The following is a 23,272-nucleotide window of genomic DNA, read 5'->3' as shown; positions in this document are numbered from 1 at the left end:
TTCCATCTGGAGTGTGAGGGGAATCGCATGGAGACTCCGGTATTCGAGGAATTCGATCCCGAGAGCGACTGCGACTGCCCCGGATGCGTATCGCGACGTCGGACGAACCCGAATTCACCGCCCGCCCCGTTCGGCGGCCGCCCGGTCGCCCACCGCGCTCTGGTCGTCGCCACCGCGACGGCCGCGGCCTTCACCGCCGTCCACGCGGGGCCCGCTCTCGCCGCCCCGCAGACCCCCGACCGGCCCGGCATTCCCGCAGGTGACGAGCCCGACACCCCCCAGGGCCGCAAGGCGCCGCTGCACGGCCCGGCCGGGCAGCCGGCCCGGCCCGGCGGGCTCGCGGGACCGGTCCGAACGCCCCCGACGACCCGGTCGGACATCATCAGAAGGGCCAAGGACTGGGTTTTGGCGCAGGTGCCGTACAGCATGAGCACCTACTGGTACGACGGTTACCGGCAGGACTGCTCGGGCTTCGTCTCCATGGCCTGGAACCTGTCGGGGAACGAGTGGACGGGCAGTCTCCACCAGTACGGGACGCGGATTTCCAGGAAGGAACTCCAGCCCGGCGACATTCTGCTGTTCCACAATCCGTCCGACCCCGAGAAAGGCTCGCACGTCGTCATTTTCGGCGGCTGGACGGACTACACGCACAGCTACTACATCGTCTATGAGCAGACCCGTCCGACCACCCGCCGCCAGGCCACGCCATACGCGTACTGGAGCAATTCCGACCGCTACATCCCCTACCGCTACAAGGGCCTGACGACGCCCGCGCCGGGCACCGCGCAGCAGGTGGCCAACAGCGGCAATGGCAACAGCAGCGTTGGCAGCAATAGCAACAGCAGTCTGAGCGTGAACGGGAGCGAGAGCGTGAACGGGAGCGGGAGCGGTGGCGGTGGCGGGTACCGGCCCGGCTCCGGGGTCGCCATGACGACGACGCAGTTCCCGGGGCGGCGCGCTTTCGGGCCCGGCGCGAACAACCCGTACGTCACCCTGCTGGGCAAGTTCCTCATCGAGCGCGGCGGCGGGCGCTTCTACCCCGCGGGACCCGGACCCCGCTGGTCGAACGCCGACGGCCGGGCCACCCAGGCCTTCCAACGCGCCCAGGGCTGGAGCGGCCCCGACGCGGACGGCCTGCCCGGCCCGCGGACCTGGTCGCTGCTGGTCACCGGCCAGGGCAGGAACATCGCGGCGACCGGTGTGGCCGGACCGCCCGCCTCTACCCCGCCCGCTTCTGCCCCGCCCGCCTCTTCCGCGCCCGCCCCTCCCTCGGCGTCGCGCGTTCCCCCGTACCCGGGCCGGGGTGTGTTCCGGCCCGGCGCGCAGAGCCCCTATGTCGCGCAGTTGGGGCGACAGCTGGTGAAGAAAGGGTTCGGCAAGTACTACACGACGGGTCCGGGACCGCGCTGGGGCGAGCCGGACCGACGCGGAGTCGAGGCCTTCCAACGCGCCCAGGGCTGGCGCGGCGGCGCGGCGGACGGCTACCCGGGCCCGGAGACCTGGCGTCGGCTCTTCTCGTAGAACCACACGTCGAACCACACGTCGAACCACTCGTCGAACCACCTGCTGAACCACTCGCTGAATCACTCGCCCCTGTAGTTCCACTCACACTCATGGCGTATCTGGCGCGGAGGCTGGAGGCACGCAATGAACACGACCACTTCACAGACGCCCGAGCCCGAGGGGCCCACCAGGCCCACCCGGCTCATCCAGAACGAGGCGACGACCGAGATCCCCGTCCACCTGCTCTTCCGCGACGAACCCGAGCCGCGGCCGGTGCCGCTGGGGCCCGCCGTGGTGGGCAGCCGGACGGGCACCGGCGAGCAGCCGCGGCTGCGCCGGCCCATGCAGGCCAAGCCCCGGCCGGTGGCGCAGGTCGACCCCGACCTGGTCGAGCGGCCGGCCCGGGTGCTGCCCGGCGCGGTGGGCGTGCTCGCCGGGACCTGCGGGGCGGCCGGGTGCCTGGCCGCCTCGTGGTGGGCCGGGGTGCTGCCGCCGCTGGTGGTGCAGGCGCTGCGGCTGCCGGAGTTCGCGGGGGCCGGGCTCGGTCCGGAGCAGTGGGCGGCCTACGCCGGTGCGGGCGCGCTGGGGCTGTTCGGCTTCGGCGGCCTCGCCCGGGGGCGGACCGGGCGGGCCTGGGTGCTCGGTCTGTTCGGCCGCTACCGGGGGTCCGTGCGGCGCACCGGTCTGCTGTGGGTGAACCCGTTGCTGCTGCGCCGCCGGGTGGACGTGCGGCTGCGGCACTGGCGCAGCGAGCCGATGCCCGCCGCCGACGGCAGCGGGGTCGCGCTGCGGGTGGTGGCCCTGGTCGTGTGGCGGGTGCGGGACACCGCGCGGGCCACGCTCGGTCTCGAGGACCACGAGACGTATCTGCGCGAGTGCGTCGAGGCGGCCCTGGCCCGGATCCCGGTGGAGACGCCGGGGGCGGGGCGGGGTTCGGCGGACGCGGCGGGGGACGCGCTGACCCGGCTGGTCGCGCGGGACGCGGGCGCGATCGGCCTGGAGGTGTTCTCGGTGCGGCCGGTCCGGGTCGAGTACGCCCCCGAGGTCGCCGCCGCGATGCACCGCCGCCGGATCGCGGCGCTCGACGCCCAGCAGCGGGCGACCGTGCTGACGTCGGTCGTCGACTCGGTGGAGGACACGGTGACGCGGCTGACCATGCGGGGGCTCGTGGAACTCGACGACTACGAGCGCAAGGCGCTGGTGAAGGACCTGACGGTCGCCTTCTGCTCGGGACGGCAGGAGCAGACCCCTTGAATCGGGTCCTCTTGAATCGGGTCCTGTGATTGGTATGGACATGTTCAAGAAACGCCCATAACCTCAGACTTGGTCTAGACCTGAAGACGTGTGCGCGCACAGCCTACGGAGCTCCTCACCGAACTCCCGCGGAGCTCCGCAGGAACTCCTCACTGAACTCCCCACGTTCTCCAGGAGCGGCAGCATGCGCAAAAAGACCAAGTGGTACGCGGCCGCGCTCGGGCTCACCACGGCGGGAGCCTTCGTGCTCACCGCCGGGGGCGCGAGCGGCCACGGCTACACCGACCTCCCCATCAGCCGGCAGAAGCTCTGCCAGAACGGCTCCGTCACCAACTGCGGCGACATCCAGTGGGAACCGCAGAGCGTCGAGGGCCCGAAGGGCTTCCCGGGCTCCGGTGCGGCGGACGGCCGGATCTGTTCCGGCAACAACACACGCTTCGCCCAGCTCGACAGCCCGAAGACCCCCTCGGGCGGGGCGTGGCCGACCACCAAGGTGACCGGCGGCCAGAGCTACACCTTCCGCTGGCAGTTCACCGCGATGCACGCCACCACCGACTTCAAGTACTACGTCACCAAGTCGGGCTGGAACCAGAACCACAACCTGGCCCGCTCCGACCTCAACCTCACCCCGTTCCTGACCGTGCCCTACAACGGTCAGCGGCCCCCTTCGACCCTCTCGCACAGCGGCACGCTGCCGTCCGGGCTCAGCGGACGTCACATGATCGTCGCGGTGTGGACGATCGCCGACACGACCAACGCGTTCTACGCCTGCTCGGACGTGACGTTCTGACCCCGCGTGGGTAGCCTCCGCGTGCGCCGTCCAGGGCCGTCGGCCGTGTGCCGGCGCACGCGGATCTCTCCGTCGGAGCGGGGGTGCCTACCGAGTGGACGCCACCGGCCTGTTCGTCGCGCTCATGATCGCCCTCTATCTCGTGGCCGCGGTCGCGCTGGTGCGCCGCGTCCGGCAGCGGCGTGCCGCCTGGCGGAGCGGGCTCACCGCGCCGGGCCGGGTGGTCCGGGCCTGGGAGACCACGGAGATGATCAGCACCGTGGCCACCCGGACGCGGTGGTACGCGTACGAGTTCACCGCCCGCGACGGTCGCACCGTCCGTTTCGAGGAGAGCGGCGGGCCCCGCGAGCGGGCCGTCGGCGACGAGATCCTCGTCCACTACGCGGCGCGCGAGCCGGAGCGGGCCACCGCGTCCGCGCCGCAGCCCGGCAGGGACATCGCGGGCACGGCGATCGCTCTGGCCTCCCTCGCGGTGGTCACCGGCGTCATCGTCCTCCTGGCGGTCACCTAGGGGACAGGGGCAGGCCACAGGGACAGGTCACAGGGACAGGCCCCCTCCACATCTGACGGCATGTCAGTTACCGTGCCCGCCATGGAGTCCGTCGCGGAACTGCTGGCAGCGCGGTGGGACGACCACCGTCCGGGGCTGTGGTTCGAGGACCTGGTCCTCAGCCACCACGAGATCGCGGCCGGGGCCGCCGCCCGCGCGGCGCTGCTCGCCGAGCTGCTGCCCAGGGAGGGGCCGGCGCACCTCGGGGCGCTGCTCGACAACACCCCGGAGTTCCCGCTCTGGCTGTCCGCCGCGGCCCTCGCCGGCGCGGCCGTCGCCGGGATCAACCCCACCCGGCGGGGCCCCGAACTGGCCCGGGACATCCTGCACACCGAGTGCCGGCTGCTGATCACCGAGCCCGCCCACCTCTCCCTCCTCAAGGGCCTCGACCTGCGCGGGGTCCGGCTGCTGATCACCGGCACCGCGGAGTACGACGCCCTCCTCGCCCCGTACGCCGCCGCCCGCCCCGACCCCTCCCGAGCCGCCCCGGCCGACCCGCTCCTCCTCTACTTCACCTCCGGCTCGACCGGCGCGCCCAAGGCCGCGATCTGCACCCAGGGCCGGCTGGCCGCCGCCGGGCGCTCGCTGGCCGGGCAGTTCTCCGTCCGCCCGGACGACGTCCACTACGTCTGCATGCCGATGTTCCACGGCAATGCGGTGATCGCCGACTGGGCACCCGCGCTGGCGGCCGGGGCCGGGGTCGCGCTGCGCCGGCGCTTCTCGGCGTCGCGGTTCCTGGCGGACGTCCGGCGCTACCGGGCGACGTACTTCACGTACGTGGGCCGGGCGATCCAGTACGTCCTGGCCACCGAGCCGGGGCCCGAGGACCGGGACCATGTGCTGCGGCTCGGCTTCGGCACCGAGGCGGGTGCGGTGGACGCGGCGGCCTTCGAACGGCGGTTCGGGGTGCGGCTGGTCGAGGGGTACGGCTCGTCGGAGGGCGGGGCGGCCGTGCAGTGGTCGCCGGGGACGCCGACGGGCGCGGTGGGACGGGCGGGGCCCGGGCTCGTCGTCCTCGACCCGGAGACGGGAGCCGAGTGTCCGCCGGCCGTTCTCGACGCGAGCGGCCGGCTGCTGAACGGCGACGAGGCGATAGGGGAGCTGGTCAACCGGGGGCCGAACCCCTTCGAGGGCTACTGGCGCAACCCGGCGGCGGAGGCGGAGCGACGCCGGGCCGACGGCGAGTACTGGACCGGCGACCTCTTCTACCGGGACCCCGACGGCTTCCTCTACTTCGCGGGCCGTACCGACGACCGGCTTCGGGTCGACAGCGAGAACCTGGCCGCGGCGATGATCGAGAACATCCTCGCCCGCTACGCGGGGGCGGTCGCCGTCGCCGTCTACGCGGTGCCGGACCCGGTGACCGGGGACCAGGTGATGGCGACGCTGGCCGGGACCTTCGATCCGCTCGGCTTCGCCGAGTTCCTGCTGGCCCAGCCCGACCTGGGGACGAAGATGGCCCCCCGGTTCGTGCGGGTGGTGGAGCGGATGCCCGTCACGGCCACGAACAAGATCCACCGGGCGCGGCTGCGGAGGGAGGGGGTGCGGTGCGCGGAGCCGGTGTGGTGGCGACCGCCGGGCGAGTCCGTCTACCGCAGGCTCTCGGAGCGGGAGGCGGCGGAGCAGGTCGGCGAGCGAGCCCGCGAGCGAGTCGGCGAGCGAGTCGGCGAGCAGGCCGGTGAGCAAGTCGGAGAAGCCGGGGGCAAGCCGAAGGGCCCCTCGTTTTCACGAGAGGCCCTTCATCTGTGCGCCGCCAGGGACTCGAACCCCGGACCCGCTGATTAAGAGTCAGCTGCTCTAACCAACTGAGCTAGCGGCGCATGACTCTCGCCCTCCGCTTGCGGCGGCTGGCGACGGAGAAAATACTACCCGGTTCTCAGGGGTGCTTCTGACCGCCGGCCGCGCAGGCCATAGGGCAGGCCATAGGGCAGGTCCCACGGCAGGCCCTAGATCGCCAGCGACAGCAGTACCGGTGCCGCGTTCCTGTTCAGGGTCTCGGCGGCCTGGCGGAGTCGGTGGGCGTGGGCGACGGGCAGGGAGAGGGCCAGGCAGCCCGCGGTGGAGCCGGCGGTGATCGGGACGGCCGCGCAGACCGTGCCGATCGCGTACTCCTGGAGGTCGAGCACCGGGACCGTCGGCGGCTGGGACTCCAGGCGGGAGAGCAGCAGCTTGTCGCTGGTGATGGTGCGCGAGGTGAGCCGGGCCATCTTGTGCCGGGAGAGGTGGTCGCGCCGGCCGTTGTGGTCGAGCTGACCGAGCAGGCTCTTGCCGAGCGCGGTGGCGTGGGCGGAGTAGCGGAAGTCGACCCACTCGTTGACGGACGGCGTGGCGGGGCCGTCGGCGTACTGGGTGATCGTGACCTCGCCGTCCACGTACCGGCTGATGTAGACGGCCGCGCCGACGGAGTCGCGGAGCCGGTCGAGCGTGTGCTGGAGCTTGTCGTGCACGGCCTGCTCGCGCTGGTGCGCGGAACCCAGGCGGGTCAGGGCGTCGCCGGTGACGTACGCCCCGTCGGCGATCTGCTCGACGTAGCCTTCGCGGCGCAGCATGCGCAGCAGCGGGGTCAGGCGCTCCCCGGCGAGGCCGGTCTGGCGGGCGAGTTCGGCGTCGGTGACGCCGGTGGAGTGCCGCGCCACCGTCTCCAGGACGCGCAGTGCTTCCTGGGTCGAGTGGGACGGCGCGGTCGGCTCGTGCTTCAGCGCCACGGTTTCCCCCCTGGTCGCTTTTCTGGCAGCGAATCACCTTCCACGATAACGGCCAAGGGGGCCGGGGGGAGGGGTTGTTGGCGAGAATGTGTTGCAGCTTCGGCTCGCCCAACTGCGGTACTGACCCATTGGCATATGCTACGGGCAGGTTGCTTTGCGGCGAACGCGCGGCCTCACAACACCGCGCTGAGGAATTCCCGTGTCCGTTCCTGCTCCGGCGAGCCGAAGATCTGCTCCGGCGGGCCCGCCTCGACGACCCGGCCCGCGTCGAACATCAGGACCTGGTCGGAGATGTCCCGGGCGAAGTTCATCTCGTGGGTCACACAGAGCATCGTGATGTCCGTGGTGCGGGCGATGTCCCGCAGGACGTCCAGGACGCCCGCGACCAGCTCCGGGTCCAGAGCCGAGGTGACCTCGTCCAGGAGCAGCACCTGCGGTCGCATCGCCAGCGCCCGCGCGATCGCGACCCGCTGCTGCTGTCCGCCCGACAGCCGGGACGGCCTCGCGTCGCACTTGTCGGCCAGGCCCACCAGGTCCAGCAGCTCCCGCGCCCGCGCCTCCGCCTCGTCCGCGGACAGGCCGAGCACGGTCATCGGGGCCTCGGTGACGTTTCTGAGCACGCTCATGTTCGGGAACAGGTTGAACTGCTGGAACACCATCCCGATCTTCTTGCGGATCTCGCGGACCCGCTTCTCGGGGGCCGGGAACAACTGCTGCCCGTCGACGGTGATCGTGCCCTCGTCGGGCTTGGTCAGGGTCATCAGCAGCCGCAGGATCGTGGTCTTGCCGGAGCCGGAGGGCCCGATGAGCGTGACGTGCCTGCCGGGCCGCACGGAGAAGTCGAGGTGATCGAGGACGGTGTTGTCGCCGAACCGCTTGGTGACCTGCTCCAGCCGTATCAGCTCGGTGGTCTCGGGGGTGTCGGCGGGCTGCTTGAGAGTGTCAACGGACAAGGCGTCGCTCCAGGGTGCGCAGAAGGAGGGAGGCGAGAGAGGAGATGACGATGAAGGCCACGCCGATCACCGTGAGGGGCTCGGTGAACCGGAAGTGCTCCTGCGAGAAGAGGCGGGCCCGGCCGAGCATCTCCAGCACGGTGATCGCCATCAGCAGCGGCGTGTCCTTGAGCATCGAGATGACGTAGTTGCCGAGCGCCGGAACGACCCGGCGGACCGCCTGCGGCAGGATCACCACACGCCAGGTCCGCGCCCTCGGCAGGTTCAGCGCGGTCGCCGCCTCCCACTGGCCGGCCGGCACCGCCTCGATGCCGGCCCGGTAGACCTGCATCGTGTACGTCGAGTAGTGCAGCCCGATCGCGACGACCCCGGTGGTCATCGCCGACAGCGTCAGCCCCCACTCGGGCAGCACATAGAAGAGGAAGAACAACTGCACCAGCAGCGGGGTGTTCCGCACGAACTCGGTCACGATCCCGACCGGCCACTGCACCCACCGGCTGGGCAGCCGCATCAGCAGCGCCCACACCAGACCCAGCGTGAACGAGATCAGCGAGCCGAGGACCAGCGCCTGGAGGGTGACGAGCAGTCCGTCCCGGAACAACGGCATGAAGTCGCGGACGGCGTCCCAGTCCCAGTTCATCGCACACCCGCCTTCAGCCGGTTCTCGAGCCCTCGCATCACCCGCGTGAGCAGGAACGCGATCACGAAATAGATGAGCAGCACATACGTGTAGATCTCCGCGCTCTCCTGGAGGGCGAGGCGGATCAGATTGCCGCTGAAGGCCAGATCGCCCATGCCCATGACGGACACCAGCGCGGTGCCCTTGAGCAGTTCCACGAGGAGGTTGGAGAACGGCGGGATCATCTCCGGCACCGCCTGCGGCAACAGGATCCTGCGCATCCGCTGCCCGGGCGTGAACCCGAGCGCGATCCCGCCCTCCCGCTGCGCCGGGTCGACGGCCCCCAGCGCGCCGCGCACGATCTCCGCGCCGTACGCGCCGTACGTCAGCCCCAGCGCGAGCGTGCCCGCCCACATCGGCACCAGCTGCCAGCCGAAGGCGGGCGGCAGCACGAAGAACACCCAGAAGATCATCACGAGGGCCGAGGTCCCGCGGAACACCTCGATGTAGAAGCCCGCGAGGAAGCGGACGACCCACCGCCGGTGCAGGCGCGCGATCCCGACGACGAAGGCGACGGCCGCCCCCAGCAGGGCGCTGAACACCAGCAGCTGGACGGTCGTCCAGATCCCCTTGAGGACGAGTTCCCAGAGTCCCGAGGTCATCGGCCGCAGAGCTCCTTCGCGGTCAGGTCGGTCATCTCGGCCCGGGTGAACCCGAAGGGCCGCAGGATCCGCAGCAGTTCCCCGCTCTTCTTCAGCTTCCGCAGCTCGACGTTGAAGGCGTCCCGCAGCCCGGTCTCGGTGGACCGGAACGCGAACGCGCCCCCGTCGACATGCGGCTTGCCGCCGACGAGCGGGGCGAAGCCCTCGGTCGACTCGGCCTTGGACGACTTCCTGACGACCTCGCGGGTGGTGAGCGCGGTCCCGGCGAAGACGTCGGCCCGCCCCGCCTCGACCGCGTTCAGCCCGGCGACCTGGTCCTGCACGATGAGGATGTCGCCCTCCGCGTACCCCGCCTCGACGGCGTACCGGATCTCCGCGTACCCGGTCCCGGTGGCGAACTTCGCGCCCTTCTCCACCACGTCCCGGTAGGTGTGCAACCCCTTCGGGTTCCCCTTGCGGACGATGAAGGCATCCAGCATCTGATAGTCCGGGTCGGCGAATATCACCTGCTCGCAGCGCTCCGGATTGACGTACATCCCGGCGGCCACGACATCGAACTGCTGGGAGCCGAGCCCCGGGACGAGCGATCCGAACTCGGTGGGCACGGGCTGCACCTTCGCCACCCCGAGCCGCTGGAATATCACCTTCGCCAGCTCGGGTGCCTCACCCGTGAGCTGCCCGTCCTTGTCGATGTAGCCGAACGGGATCTCACCGGCGATCCCGAGCCGCACGACGCCCTGTGCGCGCAGCCGCTCCAGCAGATCGCCGCCGGGCGCGGACGACGCCGTCGCCACCCTGGAGCAGCCTGCCGTGCCCAGTGCGCCGAGCGCCGCCACCCCCGCGAGCAGCGATCGGCGTGAGGTTTTGGTCGTGTGTGTGCGATGACTTGCGTGTCTGGTCGGTGGAGCCATGGCGGCGCGGCTACCCGGGTCCACACGACTTATGCGGTGGTGCTCTGTGAGGGGAGTGTGGGGACCGTCAGGGTCACCGTCGGCGTCACCGTCAGTGTCCGGGCACGTATCCGCGCTGCTTGTCGACGACGTTCTTCAGCGGCCGGCCCGCCGCCCACCGCTCGAACAGATCCACGAACTGCGCGCCGAGCTCGTCCCGCCGGCCGACCGTGTCGCCGCTCATGTGCGGTGAGATCAGCAGCCCCGGGACCTGCCACAACGGGCTGTCGGGAGCGAGGGGCTCGGCGGTGAGGACGTCCAGGGCCGCGCCGGCGATCCAGCGCCGCTCCAGTGCCTGTACCAGCGCGTCCTCGACGACCAGCTGCCCGCGGCCGATGTTCACGAACCGGGCGGAGGGCTGCATCACGCCGAACCGGCGCAGGTCGAACATGCCGGCCGTCTGCTCGGTGAGCGGGGCGGCCGCGATCACCCAGTCGGCGCGGGCGAGGAGCCGGTCCAGGTCCTCGGGGCCGTGGATGCCGGTGCGCGGGACCCGGCCGACGATCGCGGTCGTCATGCCGAGCGCCTTCAGCGTGCGGGTGATCGCCCGCCCGATCGGCCCCGACCCGACGACCACGGCCCGGGTCCCGGCCACCCGCCGGCTCTCCCGGTGCCGCCACTCGCCCCGCCGCTGAAGCTCCACGGTGCGCGGCAGGTCCTTGGCCATCGCCAGGACCAGCGCGGCGACGTACTCGGCGATCGGCTCCTCGAAGATCCCGCGCGCGTTGGTCACCACGGTGTCCGACGCGGCGAGCTCGGGGGACATCAGATGGTCCACGCCCGTGCTCGCGGTGTGCACCCAGCGCGGCCGGGGCCCCTCGCCGGGCCAGGCGGCGCGCACCGCCTGCGAGGCGAAGTCCCAGACCAGCAGGACGTCCGCCTGGGGGAGTCGCGCGGGGAGCGAGGCCTCGTCGGTGTGCAGCACCCGGACCTGCCCGGTGAGCCGCCCGAGCCGGGGCAGCGGTTCGGCGTCGAGGACGAGGAGCGTGGGGACGTCGGCCATCCGGTGCCCCTTCGCCGGTGAGCTCGCTGGTGAGCACGTGCCTGACGTGATCCCTGACGTGCACGGATTGACCACGTTCGCACCCGAGCAGGCCGTCGTCAACACGCCCGCGCCCACGACTCGTTGCCGACCGTCTCGGCCAACCAGGTGACCATGTGGGCGACGCTGCGCCGACTGGGTACCCGGGCGGTGGGACGGTATCAAGCGCCGTCGGCAGCAGGAAGGCTGGAGCTGGACATGACCGCACTCGGTTTCCTCTATCCGGGCCACTCGGCCGACGACGACTACCCCCGCATCGAACAGCTCCTGGGCAGCGACGTCCGGCTGGATCTGGTCCACACGGACGAGAGTTCGGTGGAGGGCGCGCCGGAGCGGCTGGCGAAGGGCGTCGAGCAGCTGCGGCTCGCGGGCGTGGAGTCGATCGTGTGGGCCTGCACCAGCGGCAGCTTCGTGCCCGGCTGGGAAGGGGCCCAGCAGCAGGTGCGCGCCCTGGCCACGACCGCCGGGATGCCGGCCTCCTCCACCTCCTTCGCCTTCGTGCACGCGGCCCGCGAACTCGGGTCCGTCCGGGTCGCGGTCGGGGCGACCTACCCGCAGGACACGGCCGCCCTGTTCGCCGACTTCCTGGCCGCGGGCGGCCTGGAGGTGACCGGCGTCCACAGCGCCGGCATCGCCACCGCGGCCGAGGTGAGCACCTGGGGCGCGGCAGAGGTCTCCGCCCTGGCCCGGTCGGCCGACTCCCCGGACGCCCAGGCGGTCCTCCTCCCCGACACGGCCCTCCACACGGCCGCGTTCCTCCCAGCCCTGGAGAAGCAACTCGGCAAGCCGATCCTCACCGCCAGCCAGGTCACGGTCTGGGAGGCCCTACGCCTCACCGACCGCCGTGTGAACGCGCCTGAGCTGGGCACGCTGTTCACCCGCGAGCCGCTCGTACAGGTCTGACGCCTTCCCGGGAATAAACGGAGACAGCCTCCTGTTAGTGCCCCGAGGACAGCACACGGCCCACAACAGGAGGACCCCCGTGGCGGCAGACGAGACGGTGGCGGACGAGACGGCGGCGGACCCGAGCGGGAACGCGGCGACGGTGGCGGACGGGATTCGCGGTGTCGTACGGGGCACCGCCCCGGTGCCCCTCTCCGTGCTGGATCTGGTCACCGTCGGCTCCGGGAGCACCGCCGCCGACGCCCTGCGCACCAGCGTCGACCTCGCACGGTTCACCGAGTCGCGGGGCTTTCACCGGTACTGGGTCGCCGAGCACCACTCGATGCCGGGCGTCGCCTCCTCCTCGCCCGCCGTGATCCTCGCTCACCTCGCCGCCCACACCGACCGCATCCGGCTCGGCTCGGGCGGTGTGATGCTGCCCAACCACGCGCCCCTCGTCATCGCCGAGCAGTTCGGCACCCTGGAGGCGCTGGCCCCGCGCCGCGTCGACCTCGGCCTCGGCCGCGCCCCGGGCACCGACGGAGCGACGGCCGCCGCCCTGCGCCGGACCGCCACCCTGCACGAGGGCGCGGACGACTTCCCCGAGCAGCTCGCCGAGCTCACCCGCTTCCTGGACGACGACTTCCCCGACGGCCACCGCTACCGCCGGATCCACGCGATCCCGGGCCCGATCCAGGGCACCTCCCCCGGCGGGGTGCAGTCGGCGCACCGGCCGCCGATCTGGCTGCTCGGCTCCTCCGGCTTCAGCGCCCGCCTCGCCGGACTGCTCGGGCTGCCCTTCGCCTTCGCGCACCACTTCTCCGCGCAGAACACCGTCCCGGCCCTCGACCTCTACCGGGAGTCCTTCCGGCCGTCCGAGACGCTCGCCGAGCCGTACGCGCTGATCGGCGTCTCGGTGCTCGCCGCCGACGACGAGCGCGAAGCGCGCCGTCAGATCCTGGCCACCGGCCTCAACATGGTCCGGCTGCGCGGCGGCCGCCCCGGCCTGTTCCCCACCCCGGAGGAGGCGGAGGCCCACGAGTTCAGCCCGCTGGAGCGGGAGTTCGTCGACTCCTGGACCGCGAACATCGTCCACGGCACGGCCGACGAGGTCCGCACCGGCCTCGACGACCTCCACAAGCGCACCGGCGCCGACGAGTTGATGCTCACCAGCCACGCCCACCGCGGCGAACTCCGGCTGCGCTCCTACGAACTGGTCGCGGACGCCTACGGGTTGCCGACCGCGTAGGACTCGGTGCCGTGCGACTCGGTGCCCAGCAGCTCGGAGATACGATCCGGCGACACCGGACGGGAGTACAGCCACCCCTGCCCGGTGTCGCAGCCGATGCTGCGCAGCCGGGTCGCCTGCGCGGACGTCTCCACGCACTCGGCGGTGACCGTCAGCCCCAGCCGATGGGCGAGGTCGATCATCGCCTCGACGACGACCTGGTCGGCCGGGTTGGGCGGGGAGCCCTGGCCCTCGTACTGGAAGCCCCGCACGAAGGACCCGTCCAGTTTCAGCACCGAGACCGGCAGCCGGCTGAGGTAGGCGAGGTTGGAGTACCCGGTCCCGAAGTCGTCGATGGCGATGCCCACGCCCATGTCGCTGAGGGCCTGCAGCGCCTGCAACGGCCGTCCCGCCGAGCCCATCACCGCGGACTCGGTCAGCTCCAGCTGGAGCAGGTGCGGCGCGAGCCCGGTCTCGGCGAGGATCTCCGCCACGTCCGTCACCAGGTCGGAGTCCCACACTTGGCGGACCGCCACGTTGACGCTGACGAACAGCGGCGGCTCGTCGGGGTTGTCCAGCTGCCACCGGCGGGCCTGCCGGCAGGCGGTGGCCAGAACCCATCGCCCGAGCGGCACGATCGAACCGTCCTCCTCGGCCAGCGCGACGAACCGATTCGGCGGCAGCAGCCCGAACCGGGGGTGGTCCCAGCGCACCAGCGCCTCCACCCCGCGCAGCCGGCCGTCCGACATCCCGACCAGCGGCTGGTAGTCGAGCCGGAACTCGCCGCGCTCGATGGCCGGACGGAGCGTGGACGCCAGGGCCTGCCGGGTCATCAGATGGGCGTTGCGCTCGGGGTCGAACAGCGTCCAGCGGTCCTTGCCGTCGGTCTTCGCCCAGTACAGCGTCGTGTCGGCGGCCTGCATCAGACCGGTCGCGGTGGTGCCGGCCGCGTGCCGCTCCACGACGCCGATCGACGCCGACATGTTCAGCCGGTGTCCGGCCAGGTCGAAGGGGGCCTGCAGCGCCTTGAGCACGGACTCGGCGAGGTCGGCGAGCTGTTCGGTGCCGGTGGAGTCCTCGACCAGCAGCGCGAACTCGTCCCCGCCGAGCCGGGCCACCAGCGGCACGCTCGGCCGGGTCCGCCCGGCCTCCTCGGCGCACTCGGTCAGCCGTTCGGCGACGGCGGCCAGCAACCGGTCGCCCACCCGGTGACCGAGGGTGTCGTTGACCGCCTTGAAGCCGTCCAGGTCCAGGTAGCACAGGCCGATCCGGCCGGTCCCGCTCTGCTCGTAGGCCTCCGCCTCCAGTGCGGCCGACACCCGCTCGAAGAACAGGGTGCGGTTGGGCAGCCGGGTCACCGGGTCGTGCATCTGGAGGTGCCGCAGCCTCGCCTGGAGGTCGCGGTGGGCGCTGACGTCGGCTACGGACAGCAGCACGCCGGGCGTGTCCGCGTCCAGCGGGGAGACGGTGACCTGCGCCCACAGCGAGCGCCCGTCGGGCTGCTTCAGCCGCCGCGTGCAGCGCAGCTTCGCCTGCCGGCCGCGCAGCACCTCGCGGTAGGCGTGCCAGGTCCGGGCGTCGGACGCCAGGTCCAGCAGGTCGGAGGCGACCCGCCCGACCAGGCCCGTCACTCCGCCGCCGAGCAGCTCGCCGAGCGCTTCGTTGGCGTCGACGACGAGCCCCTGGCGGTCGACCACCGCCATGGCCAGGGGCGCTGCCGCAAAGACGGAGCGGTAGGCCGGTGGCCCGCTGTCCGTACTGTCGATGTCACTCTCTGTGACGGCTGACCAGTCGAGGTCTGCCGCGGGCGTCGGCCCTTCGGACGTTCCGCTCACCGCTCGCTCCCGCAGTGCACTCGATCTCTGTCCGTGCAGGAAAGTCTGCCGATCATAGAGGCTGCCCCAGGATCCGCGCAGCCACTGCCCAGTGTCCCGGAACAACCCACTCTTCTGACAGATCGTTTCTGCCCGCACCTGGCCCGGTTCTGCGGTCGGGCGACCGCTTGTGACGTTCCGTGAGAATTCCGGGGGTGTCGGGGTGATGCCCGCTTTCGGCCGCCTCACTCGTCTGGGGCAGACAAACAGGGCGTAGTACTACAAATTCACACAGGCTGGGTGGCGGTGTCCCGTGAACCGCCCCGGAGGTCCCTGTGCCGCGACTGCCGCGACTCCTGCGACTGCCGCGACCCTTGCGACCGTCGCAGCCCTTGCGACTTCTGCAGCGCCCCCGACTGCGCAGTACCGCGGCCCTGTTCACCACCCTCTCGGCGTTCGCCGCGAACTCCCTGGTCAGCGGCCCCTCGGTCGCGGACCCCTTCTCCACCGCCCCCTGCGCCCTGACCCGCACCGCCGCCCACCACTCGGAGGGCGTGGACACCTGGAACAGCGCCTATCCCCGCCCGAGTCGCTCCCTCGACGCCGTGATGGTCTTCCTGTCCTTCCCGGACCGGGCCCCCATGACCACGCCCGCCGAACTGGCCGCCGACCACTTCCCGGCCACCAGCCGCTTCTTCCAGGAGGCGTCCTACGGCAGGTTCACCCTGCGCCCGCATCCGCTGCAGCGCTGGATCCGCATGCCGAAGCCGTCCACCGCCTACGCCATACAGCGCGACTGGAGCCCCGAGGGCCGGGCCGCCTACCTGCACGACGCGCTGGCCGCAGCCGACCCGCACGTCGACTTCTCCCGCTACGACCTCGTCTACTTCGTGGCCGACCCGGACGCGCCCGGCGTCGACTCGGACGCCACGAAGGTCGTCAACCTCGAAACCCCGCTGCGCGCCGACGGCACGGACATCCGCCGCGTCGTCACCGTGTTCGAGAAGCATCCCCCGGACCGGCTCGTCCTCGCCCACGAGACCGGCCATGTCTTCGACCTGCCCGACCTCTACCACCGCCCCGTCGACGGCAAGGGCGACTGGGACACCTACGTCGGCGACTGGGACCTGATGGGCAGCCAGTTCGGGCTCGCCCCGGAACTGTTCGCCTGGCACAAGTGGAAGCTGGGCTGGCTGGAACCACGCCAGGTGCTGTGCGTACTGGGCCCCGGCCCGACCCGGCTCACCCTGGAACCGCTGGCCGCCGGACCGGACGTGCCGGTCACCCGCGCCTCCGGAGCGCCGGCCTTCGGCCTCGGCGGCGGCGCGAAACTCGCGGTGGTGCGCACCGGCACGGACAGTGTGCTCGCCTTCGAGGCCCGCGGCCCGGTGGGCGTCGACCGGGAGGCCTGTCGCGCTGGCATCCTCGTCTACCGCGTCAGCAGCGGCGCCCGCTCCGGCCGCGGACCGGTCGAGGTCGTCGACGCCCACCCGCGCACCGAAGCCTGCTGGGAGAACTCCGTCTACCCGCCCCTCGCGGACGCCCCGGTCGCCCTCGGCGAGCACTTCACCGTGCCGGACAACAGCGTCCGGGTGGACGTCGAGGGCCGCACGGACTCGGGCGAGTGGACGGTGAAGATCACCCCGGGCACAAAGCTCTGACTGCATGCCGACGGCGTTCCGGCGGGATTCCGACGGCATGCAGAAGGCCCCTCGCTTTCGCGAGGGGCCTTTGCCTGGGGGGTGTGGGTGGCGGAGCCCCCACAACGCGCGGCGCAGCCGCGCAGAAATGACGATAGCGAGACTGGTTCGCGCTTTCTGCGAACAAGTCTCGCTATCGATGTCGTGCGCCGCCAGGGACTCGAACCCCGGACCCGCTGATTAAGAGTCAGCTGCTCTAACCAACTGAGCTAGCGGCGCCTGCTGACGTCGTAGACCTTAGCATCCTGATCGGCGGGAGGAAAAATCGATATCCGCACGGCCGCGCGGGCCGCCCGGACGGCCGCCCAGAGCAGGATCTCCGGCCCCGGAAGCCATGGGTGACGGGTGTCCGGGGCGACCATCCAGCGGGTGGCGGAGCCCGTCCCGGCGGGGCTGAGCGCGGGTACCGTCACCGCGTCGCCGGTGCCGTGGCACAGCAGCGGCGGCACGCTTCCGGTACGGCCGTCCCGGCGGCCGTCGGCGCTCCACTCCTCCCACTCCAGCAGCGAGGGCAGCCGCTGGGCCGTGCCCGGCGCCGCGAACAGCAGCGTCCGCGCACGGAACGCGGCCACCGGCCCGGAGCCCGGCCCGTCGCCCCAGAGCCGGTCGAGCATCAGCCGGCCGAACATCGCCGGCGCGCTGACGATGTCGAACACCGAGCCGCAGGGCAGGACCACCGGCGCCTGCGGCCGCTCCTCCCAGAGGGCGAGCGTGCTGCGCGGATACGTTCCGGCGGAGGCCAGCCAGGCGGCGCCGTCCGGGGTGACGCCGATGGGTTCGTCGTATGCGCGGCTCATACGTACAGGTCTACCGGCGGTGAGCAGTCGATTTCACAGGGTTGCGAGAAACCGGGACGGGAGCGGGAGGAAAGGAGTATCTTGCCCACCCGGCATATGCCATAGGTGCCGTCCAGGCGTCCAGAACCGGCCCTGGAACGGCCCTGGGCAGGCCCCGGACGGGCCTCAGACCGGGTCGACGTGCCCCCGTCCCTCGGCGTCGCCCCGCAGCAGATCGCGGCCGAACTCGACCATCTTCTTCGCGTAGTCCTCGGTCCACTCGGCGCGCTCGGCGATGTCCGCCGCCGTCAGCCGGTCGAAGCGGCGCGGATCGGCGAGCTGCGCGGCCGCCATGGCCTGGAACTCCACCGCCCGGTCGGCCGCCGCGCGGAACGCGAGCGTCAGCTCCGTCGCGCGGGTCAGCAGCGCCCCCGGGTCGTCTATCGACTCGAGGTCGAAGAAGTGCTCCGGGTCACCGGCTGCCTCCGCGGGCTCGAAGAGCAGGGGCGCGGGGCGTAGCCGCGGTTCGTTCCGACGCGGCGTGGGCTCCGCCATGTCTTGTCCTCCTCGTGCGGTTCGGATGCGGACCACCTTCCATTGTCCCCCGGTGGCGCAAGAGGCACTCGGCCCCGAACTCTCAAGCTTCCCGAGCGACACGATGTTCCCGACCGGCAGACCGGTCACGGCGTCCAGCGCACTCGGTGTTCCGCCAGGTGGGCCAGCACCGCGTGGTTGGCTTCCCAGCCGTCCGGGCTGTGTTCTTCGGCCGCCTCCGGCGGCGTGCCGGACTCCGTCCGGCGAGGGGGCGGCGCTGCGGTCGGCCCCGTCGGCGGGGTGGGGCGGGCCGGTCACGGTGTCCAGCGCACTCGGTGTTCCGCCAGGTGGGCCAGGACCGCGTGGTTGGCTTCCCAGCCGTCCGGGAACTTCACGAGGGTTCCCAGCTGGACGGGTTCCGTCGAGGGGTATTCGTCCAGGAGGTCGCCGACGCCTGCTCGGCAGACGACCACGCACGCGTGGCGGTGCCGGGAGGCCAGGACGCACAGGCGGCCCGTCTCCAGGTGGAAGGCGGTGGCGTCGGGGCGCCCGGAGAGCGGGTGCAGGATGACCGTGACGTCGAACTCCATGCCCTGGAGCCGGTTCGCCGTGTCCACGGTGACGTCCACGACGCCCAGCTCCGCCAGTGCCGCCCGTACCGCTGCCGCCTGGTCGCGGTGGGCGGTGCCGACGGCGACCCGGGCGGCGGTCAGCGGGGTCGGGTCGGGGGAGCGCTCCGAGGTGGCCGCGCCGCCTCGGTCCAGCAGACGCCGGACCACCGACGCGACCGCCCGCACCGCCTCCGGGTCGGTGCGGGGCGTGTGCCGGGCGGGCAGCTCCAGCAGGCCCCAGCCCGACTCCGCCGCCTCGTCGATCACCCGGTCGGCGCCGGAGCCGTCCGACGCGACCGCGAAGGACAGCCGCCGGTCGCCGTGCCCGGTGCCGCTGCGGAACCGGGTGTACGGGTAGAACGCGTCGGAGACGAGCGGCGCGGCCGACGCCGGGAGCCGCCAGGAGACCGGCAGCCGGTGCTGCGGCAGCTCGGGGTTGTGCGCGAGCAGCGTGCTCACCGCCGAGGCCGACGGGTCGTACGACAGGCCCGCCCACTGCTCGCCGCCCACGATCGAGAACGGGTCCAGCTGCCCCGGGTCGCCCACGAACAGCGCCCGTTCGAACAGCCCGGCCACCGCCAGCAGCCCGTCCGACCGCATCTGGTAGGCCTCGTCGACGATCGCGTGCCGCCACGGCTCGTCGACCTTCACATGCGCCCACTTCGCGGCGGTGGAGATCACCACCGGCAGCCCGGCCAGCTCGGCCGCCTTCGCCGACTTCCTGACGTTCGGCAGTTCTTCCAGCGCCTTGTCGTACGGGTCGGCGTCACTGCTGTGCAGCCGGCCCACGGCCAGCTCGGGGTTCTTCTCGGCGAGCCGCACCACCAGGTCGTCGACCTGGGCGTTGGTCTGCGCGACCACCATCAACGATCGCCCCGCGTCCGCGAGTTCGAGCGCTGCGCGGACCACCAGCGTGGACTTTCCGGCCCCCGGCGGGGAGTCGACGACCACCCCGCGCGCGGTGCCGTGCAACGTGTCCCGCAGGATCGCGTCGGTGGCGCGGCCGGCGGCGGCACCGGGGTCGAAAGCGGCCTCGGTGGTCACAGGACATCCTCCGGGGTGACGGAATCAGGGGCTTCGGGCGCCTGCTCCCCGGGCGGCCCGCCGTGCGTCCACGGCGTGTCCTCCGGGTCGGGCAGCTTCGCGCCGCCGCGCTGTTCGTGCTCGAAGAGCGTGAAGCAGAGCAGATCGCCCTTCTCCGGCACCGACCCCTGCTCGGGTTCCTTGCCGCGGCCCATCTTGTCGACGATCCGCAGCACCAAGAGGCCTTCGTCCTCCTGCTGCACGAACTCCGCCGCCTGCGGCTTCCCGCCCAGCGACCGGTACGCCTTCGCCCGCTCCGCGAGCTGCGGCCGGTCGTCAGTCCGCACGGTGACCAGCGGGCGCGGGCTCGGCCGCTTCCCCTCGCTGTACGCCATGACGACATCGACGACCTCGCCCGCGAACGCTTCCCCGCTCAGCCGCCGTCCCGCCATGACCAGCGGGTCGTCCAGCGCCTCCTGGGCCTCCAGACGGGCCTGTTCGCGCTCGCGCGTGGCGAGCTTGTTGGCGGCGGTCACCGCGTCGTCCCGGCGCGGCTGCGGGGGCTCGCCCGCCACGACCCGGTCGCGGTGGCCGGTGAACGACCAGCGGTCGCGGGTCCACCGCTCCTCGACATGCGCGCCCTCGGGGAGCGCCCGCAGCAGGTCGAGGCCCTCCCACACCCTGTCCCAGGTGGGCAGCGTCCGGCTCCGCACCAGCTCGTGGATCTCCCGCTCGGCGGCGGTGAGCGCGCCCAGCCGGTCGTCGGCCTGCAGCCCGTCCTCGGCGGCGGCCAGGGCGGTGCGGGCGCGGTCGTAGCGCTCGATGGCCGGGGCGAGCAGCCTGTTGTCGAACGCGGGATCGGTCGCCGGGCCGGCCGGCGGGCACAGCAACTGCCCGTCCGCGTCCCGGGCGAGCTCCGCCCGCAGCGCCGCCTCGGCGCCCGTCTCGCCGTCCGGCGGGGCGATCCAGGCGAGCAGCGCCCCCAGGTGCTGGTCCTCCAGGCTGGACTGTCCGGTCGCCCAGTGCCGGCCCAGCAGCTCGGTGAGCGCCACCAGCAGCGAGGATCCGGGCACCCGGGACCGCTCCCCGAAGTGGGTCAGCCACCGCCCGAGCAGCGGCACGCGCGGGGGCGCGGGATACGGCGTCTCCGGATCCTGCTCCGCCGTCCGCCTGAAGCGCATGGAACGGCCCAGCAGACGGACGAGGTCGACGCCCGCGCGGCTCGGGACGATCAGCTGGGGTGCGTCGGCGCACAGCTCGACCTCGACCTTGACGCGCTTGCCGGTCTCCGGGTCGGTCTCGCTGCGCTCGGCGGCCTCCACGGCCTCGGCGTAGGAGTCGATGTACGGCAGGACGACGTCGGCCAGCTCGGCGAGGAACGCGAACCGCAGGTCGCGGTCGCGCGGCTGCGGTACGACGAGCAGCCGCGGCGCGGCCCGGTCGGTGCCGACCAGCGCGCCCAGCGGGGCGCCGGCCTCACCGGCGGTGGTCAGCGGCACGAAGACCAGCGGCCGGTCGGACAGCCGTCGGTGCAGGGCGGTGGCGGTGGGCTGGGCGCGGCCGCTGCTGACGGCCTCCAGCCGGGCGAGGGCGGCGATCAGCGACACATCGCCCCCAGGGCTTCGCTCAGGGCTTCGGTGCGCAGCTCGGCCGCTCTGCGCAGCGCGGCCACCGCCGGATCGTCCGGATCCCCGGCCTCCCCGCGGGCCGCCGCCAGGACGGCGTCGACGGTCGTCAGCCCGCCCAGTTCGGCACGCACCGACCGGCCCAGCGAGGTGACGGCGCCGGCCGCGCGGGAGCGGTCGCGGCAGTGGAACGCCAGCTCGCAGGCGGCCAGGCACTCGGGCGCGTACGTCGCCGGGACGGCCTCGACGGCCGCCGTGAGCTGCTCGGCGGGCAGCTCGGGGGAGAAGCAGGTGCCTTCGGGGAGGGCGTCGGCGATGTCCTGGATGCGGGTGAGGCGGGCCAACTGGCGGCTGGTGACCGCGCGCTGCTTGCGTACGTCCACGGCGGAGGCGGTGGGCAGGTTGGAGAAGTCCTTGGGGCAGACCAGCAGCACGCGGTGGCGTACGCGCGGGGCCGGGTCGAGGCGGGCGGCGACCTGCTCGAGGGCGAGCACGTAGACCGCGGCCTGGCGGGCGGCCGCGCCGACCTTCGCGGGGTCCGCCGAACCGTCCAGCAGGGGGAAGGACTTGATCTCCACGACCGTCCAACTGCCGTCCGGGTGCACCACCACCGCGTCCGGCTCCAGGAAGGCGGGGGAGCCGGCGACGTCGAGCGCGATCATCGGGTGGTCCAGGAGCGTCCACGTGCCGGTCGCCTCGGTGGCCTCGCGCAGCGCCAGCGCGGTGCGGGCGGTGCGGCCCTCGGGGCCGATCGCGGACAGGTCGGGCACGGCGGCGGCGACGGGCGGCGCGGCGGCCGGGTCCAGCCGCTCGTGCACCAGCCGCAGCAGTTCCGCGCCGCCGTCCGCCTTCACCTTCGCCTCGAACGCGTTGCCGCGCGTGAGGGCGAACTGGGACTGCCCGAAGGCCGACGGCGAGCCCAGCGCGCCCGCCAGCGCAGCCTTGTTCACCCCGGCGCCGTCGAGGATCGCGCGCCGCTTGCAGCCAGGGTTCGAGGCCAGCGCCGCGAGGGCCCGGGCGTCCAGCGCCTTGGCCGGTACGTCCGGGCCGCGCAGCTCAGCGAGCCGCTGCCGGAGCGCCGTCCCCCGCGTCCGAGGGAGAGGCACTCGGCTCGGCTCCGGGTCGAAGCCGTTGCTCGCGCTGCCGTGGAATTCGCTCACCCGGGGAAGTCTGGCATCCGCCACTGACAATCGAGGCCGAAGCGCCCTGAGAGTCCGCCGGGACCAGCGGGACCCGGTCCGCGAACCACACCCGGGCGCGGTTCGCGCTGCGCATCACCAACGGCGTCAGCAGCAGCCCCACGCCCATCACGGCCGCGCCCGCGGCCGCGTCGAGGAAGTAGTGGTTGGCGGTGCCCATCACCACGATGGTCGTGACCAGCGGGTAGACGACGGCCGCCGTCTTCGCCAGGCGGGTGCCGCCGTATCGCCACAGGATCACTCCGCACCACAGGGCCCAGCCCACGTGCAGACTCGGCATGGCCGCGTACTGGTTGGTCATGCCGCCCATGCCGCGCGGTGCGCTCGCCTCGCCGCCCCACCAGCCGTACGAGCTGTACTGGGCCATCGTGTCCACGAAGCCGTAGCTCGCCGACAGCAGCCGGGGCGGGCAGGTGGGCAGCAGGGTGAAGCCGATGAGGCCCATGAACGTGGACGTCATCAGCCAGGTGCGGGCCGCCCGGTAGTGCAGGGACCGGGACCGGAACAGCCAGATCAGGATCGCGGGCGTCACCAGGTAGTGCAGCGAGGCGTACCAGAAGTCGGCCGGCACGCCGATCCACGCCTCGCTCCTGAACAGCCGGTTCAGCGGGTGCTCGGCGTTGATGTGGAGGAACTTCTCGATGCGCAGGATCGCCAGGCCGTGGTCGACGGCGGTCGTCACATCGCCCCGCGCGAGCAGTCGCCCCCCCGAGTAGCAGGCGTACACCAGCAGGATCAGGGGCAGCTCGGTCCACCAGCGCAGCCTTGTCCGCGGAGCCGCCTCGGTGCCTGGTGTCTCGGTCTGCGGCATCCGATCGCCTCCCCCTTCTTGTCGCTGTGTCGTCGCTGCGG

The 23,272-nt window shown here is 72.4% G+C and carries 20 protein-coding genes, 2 tRNA genes and 1 pseudogene; 8 read left to right on the top strand and 15 right to left on the bottom strand.

Going from position 1 to position 23,272, the window contains the following annotated elements; genetic code table 11:
- Window positions 1-27 precede the first annotated feature (27 nt).
- From ACWD4O_RS17310 to ACWD4O_RS17290, 5 genes and pseudogenes are all read left to right on the top strand, one after another.
- The gene (locus ACWD4O_RS17310) at window positions 28-1,521 is read left to right on the top strand and encodes a peptidoglycan-binding protein (protein ID WP_451280627.1); all 1,494 of its coding nucleotides are present in this window, start codon (window positions 28-30) and stop codon (window positions 1,519-1,521) included.
- A gap of 126 nt (window positions 1,522-1,647) precedes the next feature.
- Entirely contained in the window at window positions 1,648-2,757 is a 1,110-nt protein-coding gene (locus ACWD4O_RS17305) for an SPFH domain-containing protein (protein WP_451280625.1), read from the top strand.
- A gap of 184 nt (window positions 2,758-2,941) precedes the next feature.
- Entirely contained in the window at window positions 2,942-3,547 is a 606-nt protein-coding gene (locus ACWD4O_RS17300; RefSeq protein WP_451280623.1) for a lytic polysaccharide monooxygenase auxiliary activity family 9 protein, read from the top strand.
- 94 nt (window positions 3,548-3,641) lie between these two features.
- The gene (locus ACWD4O_RS17295; protein ID WP_451280621.1) at window positions 3,642-4,058 is read left to right on the top strand and encodes a DUF3592 domain-containing protein; all 417 of its coding nucleotides are present in this window, start codon (window positions 3,642-3,644) and stop codon (window positions 4,056-4,058) included.
- A 60-nt stretch (window positions 4,059-4,118) separates the two neighbouring features.
- Window positions 4,119-5,878 (top strand): annotated as a pseudogene (locus ACWD4O_RS17290) (AMP-binding protein).
- Here ACWD4O_RS17290 and ACWD4O_RS17285 read toward each other — a convergent pair.
- The 7 genes from ACWD4O_RS17285 to ACWD4O_RS17255 form a co-directional block, all read right to left on the bottom strand.
- A tRNA-Lys gene (locus ACWD4O_RS17285) sits at window positions 5,844-5,917 on the bottom strand. The pseudogene ACWD4O_RS17290 and the gene ACWD4O_RS17285 overlap by 35 nt on opposite strands.
- 126 nt (window positions 5,918-6,043) lie before the next feature.
- A complete protein-coding gene (locus ACWD4O_RS17280; RefSeq protein WP_451280619.1) occupies window positions 6,044-6,802 on the bottom strand; it encodes an IclR family transcriptional regulator in 759 nt (252 codons plus the stop codon).
- 173 nt (window positions 6,803-6,975) lie between these two features.
- On the bottom strand, window positions 6,976-7,755 hold the full coding sequence (ehuA, locus tag ACWD4O_RS17275) for an ectoine/hydroxyectoine ABC transporter ATP-binding protein EhuA (protein ID WP_451280617.1): 780 nt from the start codon (window positions 7,753-7,755) through the stop codon (window positions 6,976-6,978).
- A complete protein-coding gene (ehuD, locus tag ACWD4O_RS17270; RefSeq protein WP_451280615.1) occupies window positions 7,745-8,395 on the bottom strand; it encodes an ectoine/hydroxyectoine ABC transporter permease subunit EhuD in 651 nt (216 codons plus the stop codon). Before ehuD ends, ehuA begins: the two co-directional genes overlap by 11 nt.
- Entirely contained in the window at window positions 8,392-9,036 is a 645-nt protein-coding gene (ehuC, locus tag ACWD4O_RS17265) for an ectoine/hydroxyectoine ABC transporter permease subunit EhuC (protein ID WP_451280613.1), read from the bottom strand. The genes ehuD and ehuC overlap by 4 nt, the downstream gene beginning before the upstream one ends.
- Window positions 9,033-9,947, bottom strand: coding sequence for an ectoine/hydroxyectoine ABC transporter substrate-binding protein EhuB (gene ehuB / locus ACWD4O_RS17260; RefSeq protein ID WP_451280611.1), 915 nt, complete (start codon window positions 9,945-9,947; stop codon window positions 9,033-9,035). Before ehuB ends, ehuC begins: the two co-directional genes overlap by 4 nt.
- Window positions 9,948-10,038: 91 nt before the next feature.
- Window positions 10,039-10,989, bottom strand: a complete 951-nt coding sequence (locus ACWD4O_RS17255) for a D-2-hydroxyacid dehydrogenase (protein WP_451280609.1) — start codon at window positions 10,987-10,989, stop codon at window positions 10,039-10,041.
- A gap of 237 nt (window positions 10,990-11,226) precedes the next feature.
- On the opposite strand from ACWD4O_RS17255, the gene ACWD4O_RS17250 reads away from it, so the two are divergent.
- Entirely contained in the window at window positions 11,227-11,931 is a 705-nt protein-coding gene (locus ACWD4O_RS17250) for a maleate cis-trans isomerase family protein (protein WP_451280608.1), read from the top strand.
- A gap of 79 nt (window positions 11,932-12,010) precedes the next feature.
- Entirely contained in the window at window positions 12,011-13,159 is a 1,149-nt protein-coding gene (locus ACWD4O_RS17245) for an LLM class flavin-dependent oxidoreductase (RefSeq protein WP_451280606.1), read from the top strand.
- On the opposite strand, the gene ACWD4O_RS17240 is transcribed toward ACWD4O_RS17245, so the two are convergent.
- Entirely contained in the window at window positions 13,138-14,973 is a 1,836-nt protein-coding gene (locus tag ACWD4O_RS17240) for a putative bifunctional diguanylate cyclase/phosphodiesterase (RefSeq protein ID WP_451280604.1), read from the bottom strand. The two genes, ACWD4O_RS17245 and ACWD4O_RS17240, sit on opposite strands and share 22 nt — an antisense overlap.
- A 371-nt stretch (window positions 14,974-15,344) precedes the next feature.
- Between ACWD4O_RS17240 and ACWD4O_RS17235 the strand changes: the two genes are divergently transcribed.
- Window positions 15,345-16,613: a M6 family metalloprotease domain-containing protein gene (locus tag ACWD4O_RS17235; protein WP_451280602.1), complete on the top strand. Its 1,269-nt coding sequence runs from the start codon at window positions 15,345-15,347 to the stop codon at window positions 16,611-16,613.
- Between the two features lie 184 nt (window positions 16,614-16,797).
- Here the strand turns inward: ACWD4O_RS17235 and ACWD4O_RS17230 are convergent.
- The 7 genes from ACWD4O_RS17230 to ACWD4O_RS17200 form a co-directional block, all read right to left on the bottom strand.
- Window positions 16,798-16,871 (bottom strand) — tRNA-Lys (locus tag ACWD4O_RS17230).
- Window positions 16,862-17,449: a bifunctional DNA primase/polymerase gene (locus ACWD4O_RS17225; protein WP_450945702.1), complete on the bottom strand. Its 588-nt coding sequence runs from the start codon at window positions 17,447-17,449 to the stop codon at window positions 16,862-16,864. Before ACWD4O_RS17225 ends, ACWD4O_RS17230 begins: the two co-directional genes overlap by 10 nt.
- 165 nt (window positions 17,450-17,614) lie before the next feature.
- A complete protein-coding gene (locus ACWD4O_RS17220) occupies window positions 17,615-17,983 on the bottom strand; it encodes a hypothetical protein (RefSeq protein WP_351906759.1) in 369 nt (122 codons plus the stop codon).
- Window positions 17,984-18,276: 293 nt separating this feature from the next.
- Window positions 18,277-19,617 (bottom strand): AAA family ATPase, encoded by a 1,341-nt coding sequence (locus tag ACWD4O_RS17215; protein WP_451280600.1) that lies wholly within the window; start codon window positions 19,615-19,617, stop codon window positions 18,277-18,279.
- On the bottom strand, window positions 19,614-21,203 hold the full coding sequence (locus ACWD4O_RS17210; protein ID WP_451280599.1) for a hypothetical protein: 1,590 nt from the start codon (window positions 21,201-21,203) through the stop codon (window positions 19,614-19,616). Before ACWD4O_RS17210 ends, ACWD4O_RS17215 begins: the two co-directional genes overlap by 4 nt.
- Complete coding sequence (locus tag ACWD4O_RS17205) at window positions 21,194-22,327, bottom strand: hypothetical protein (protein WP_451280868.1); 1,134 nt, start codon at window positions 22,325-22,327, stop codon at window positions 21,194-21,196. Before ACWD4O_RS17205 ends, ACWD4O_RS17210 begins: the two co-directional genes overlap by 10 nt.
- Entirely contained in the window at window positions 22,278-23,231 is a 954-nt protein-coding gene (locus tag ACWD4O_RS17200; RefSeq protein ID WP_451280597.1) for a phosphatase PAP2 family protein, read from the bottom strand. Before ACWD4O_RS17200 ends, ACWD4O_RS17205 begins: the two co-directional genes overlap by 50 nt.
- Window positions 23,232-23,272: the final 41 nt, after the last annotated feature.

It is taken from the genome of Streptomyces sp. NPDC002623 (assembly GCF_053592635.1).
Note: the sequence above shows the minus strand (reverse complement) of the source record. Positions and strands in the feature narration are given on the sequence as shown.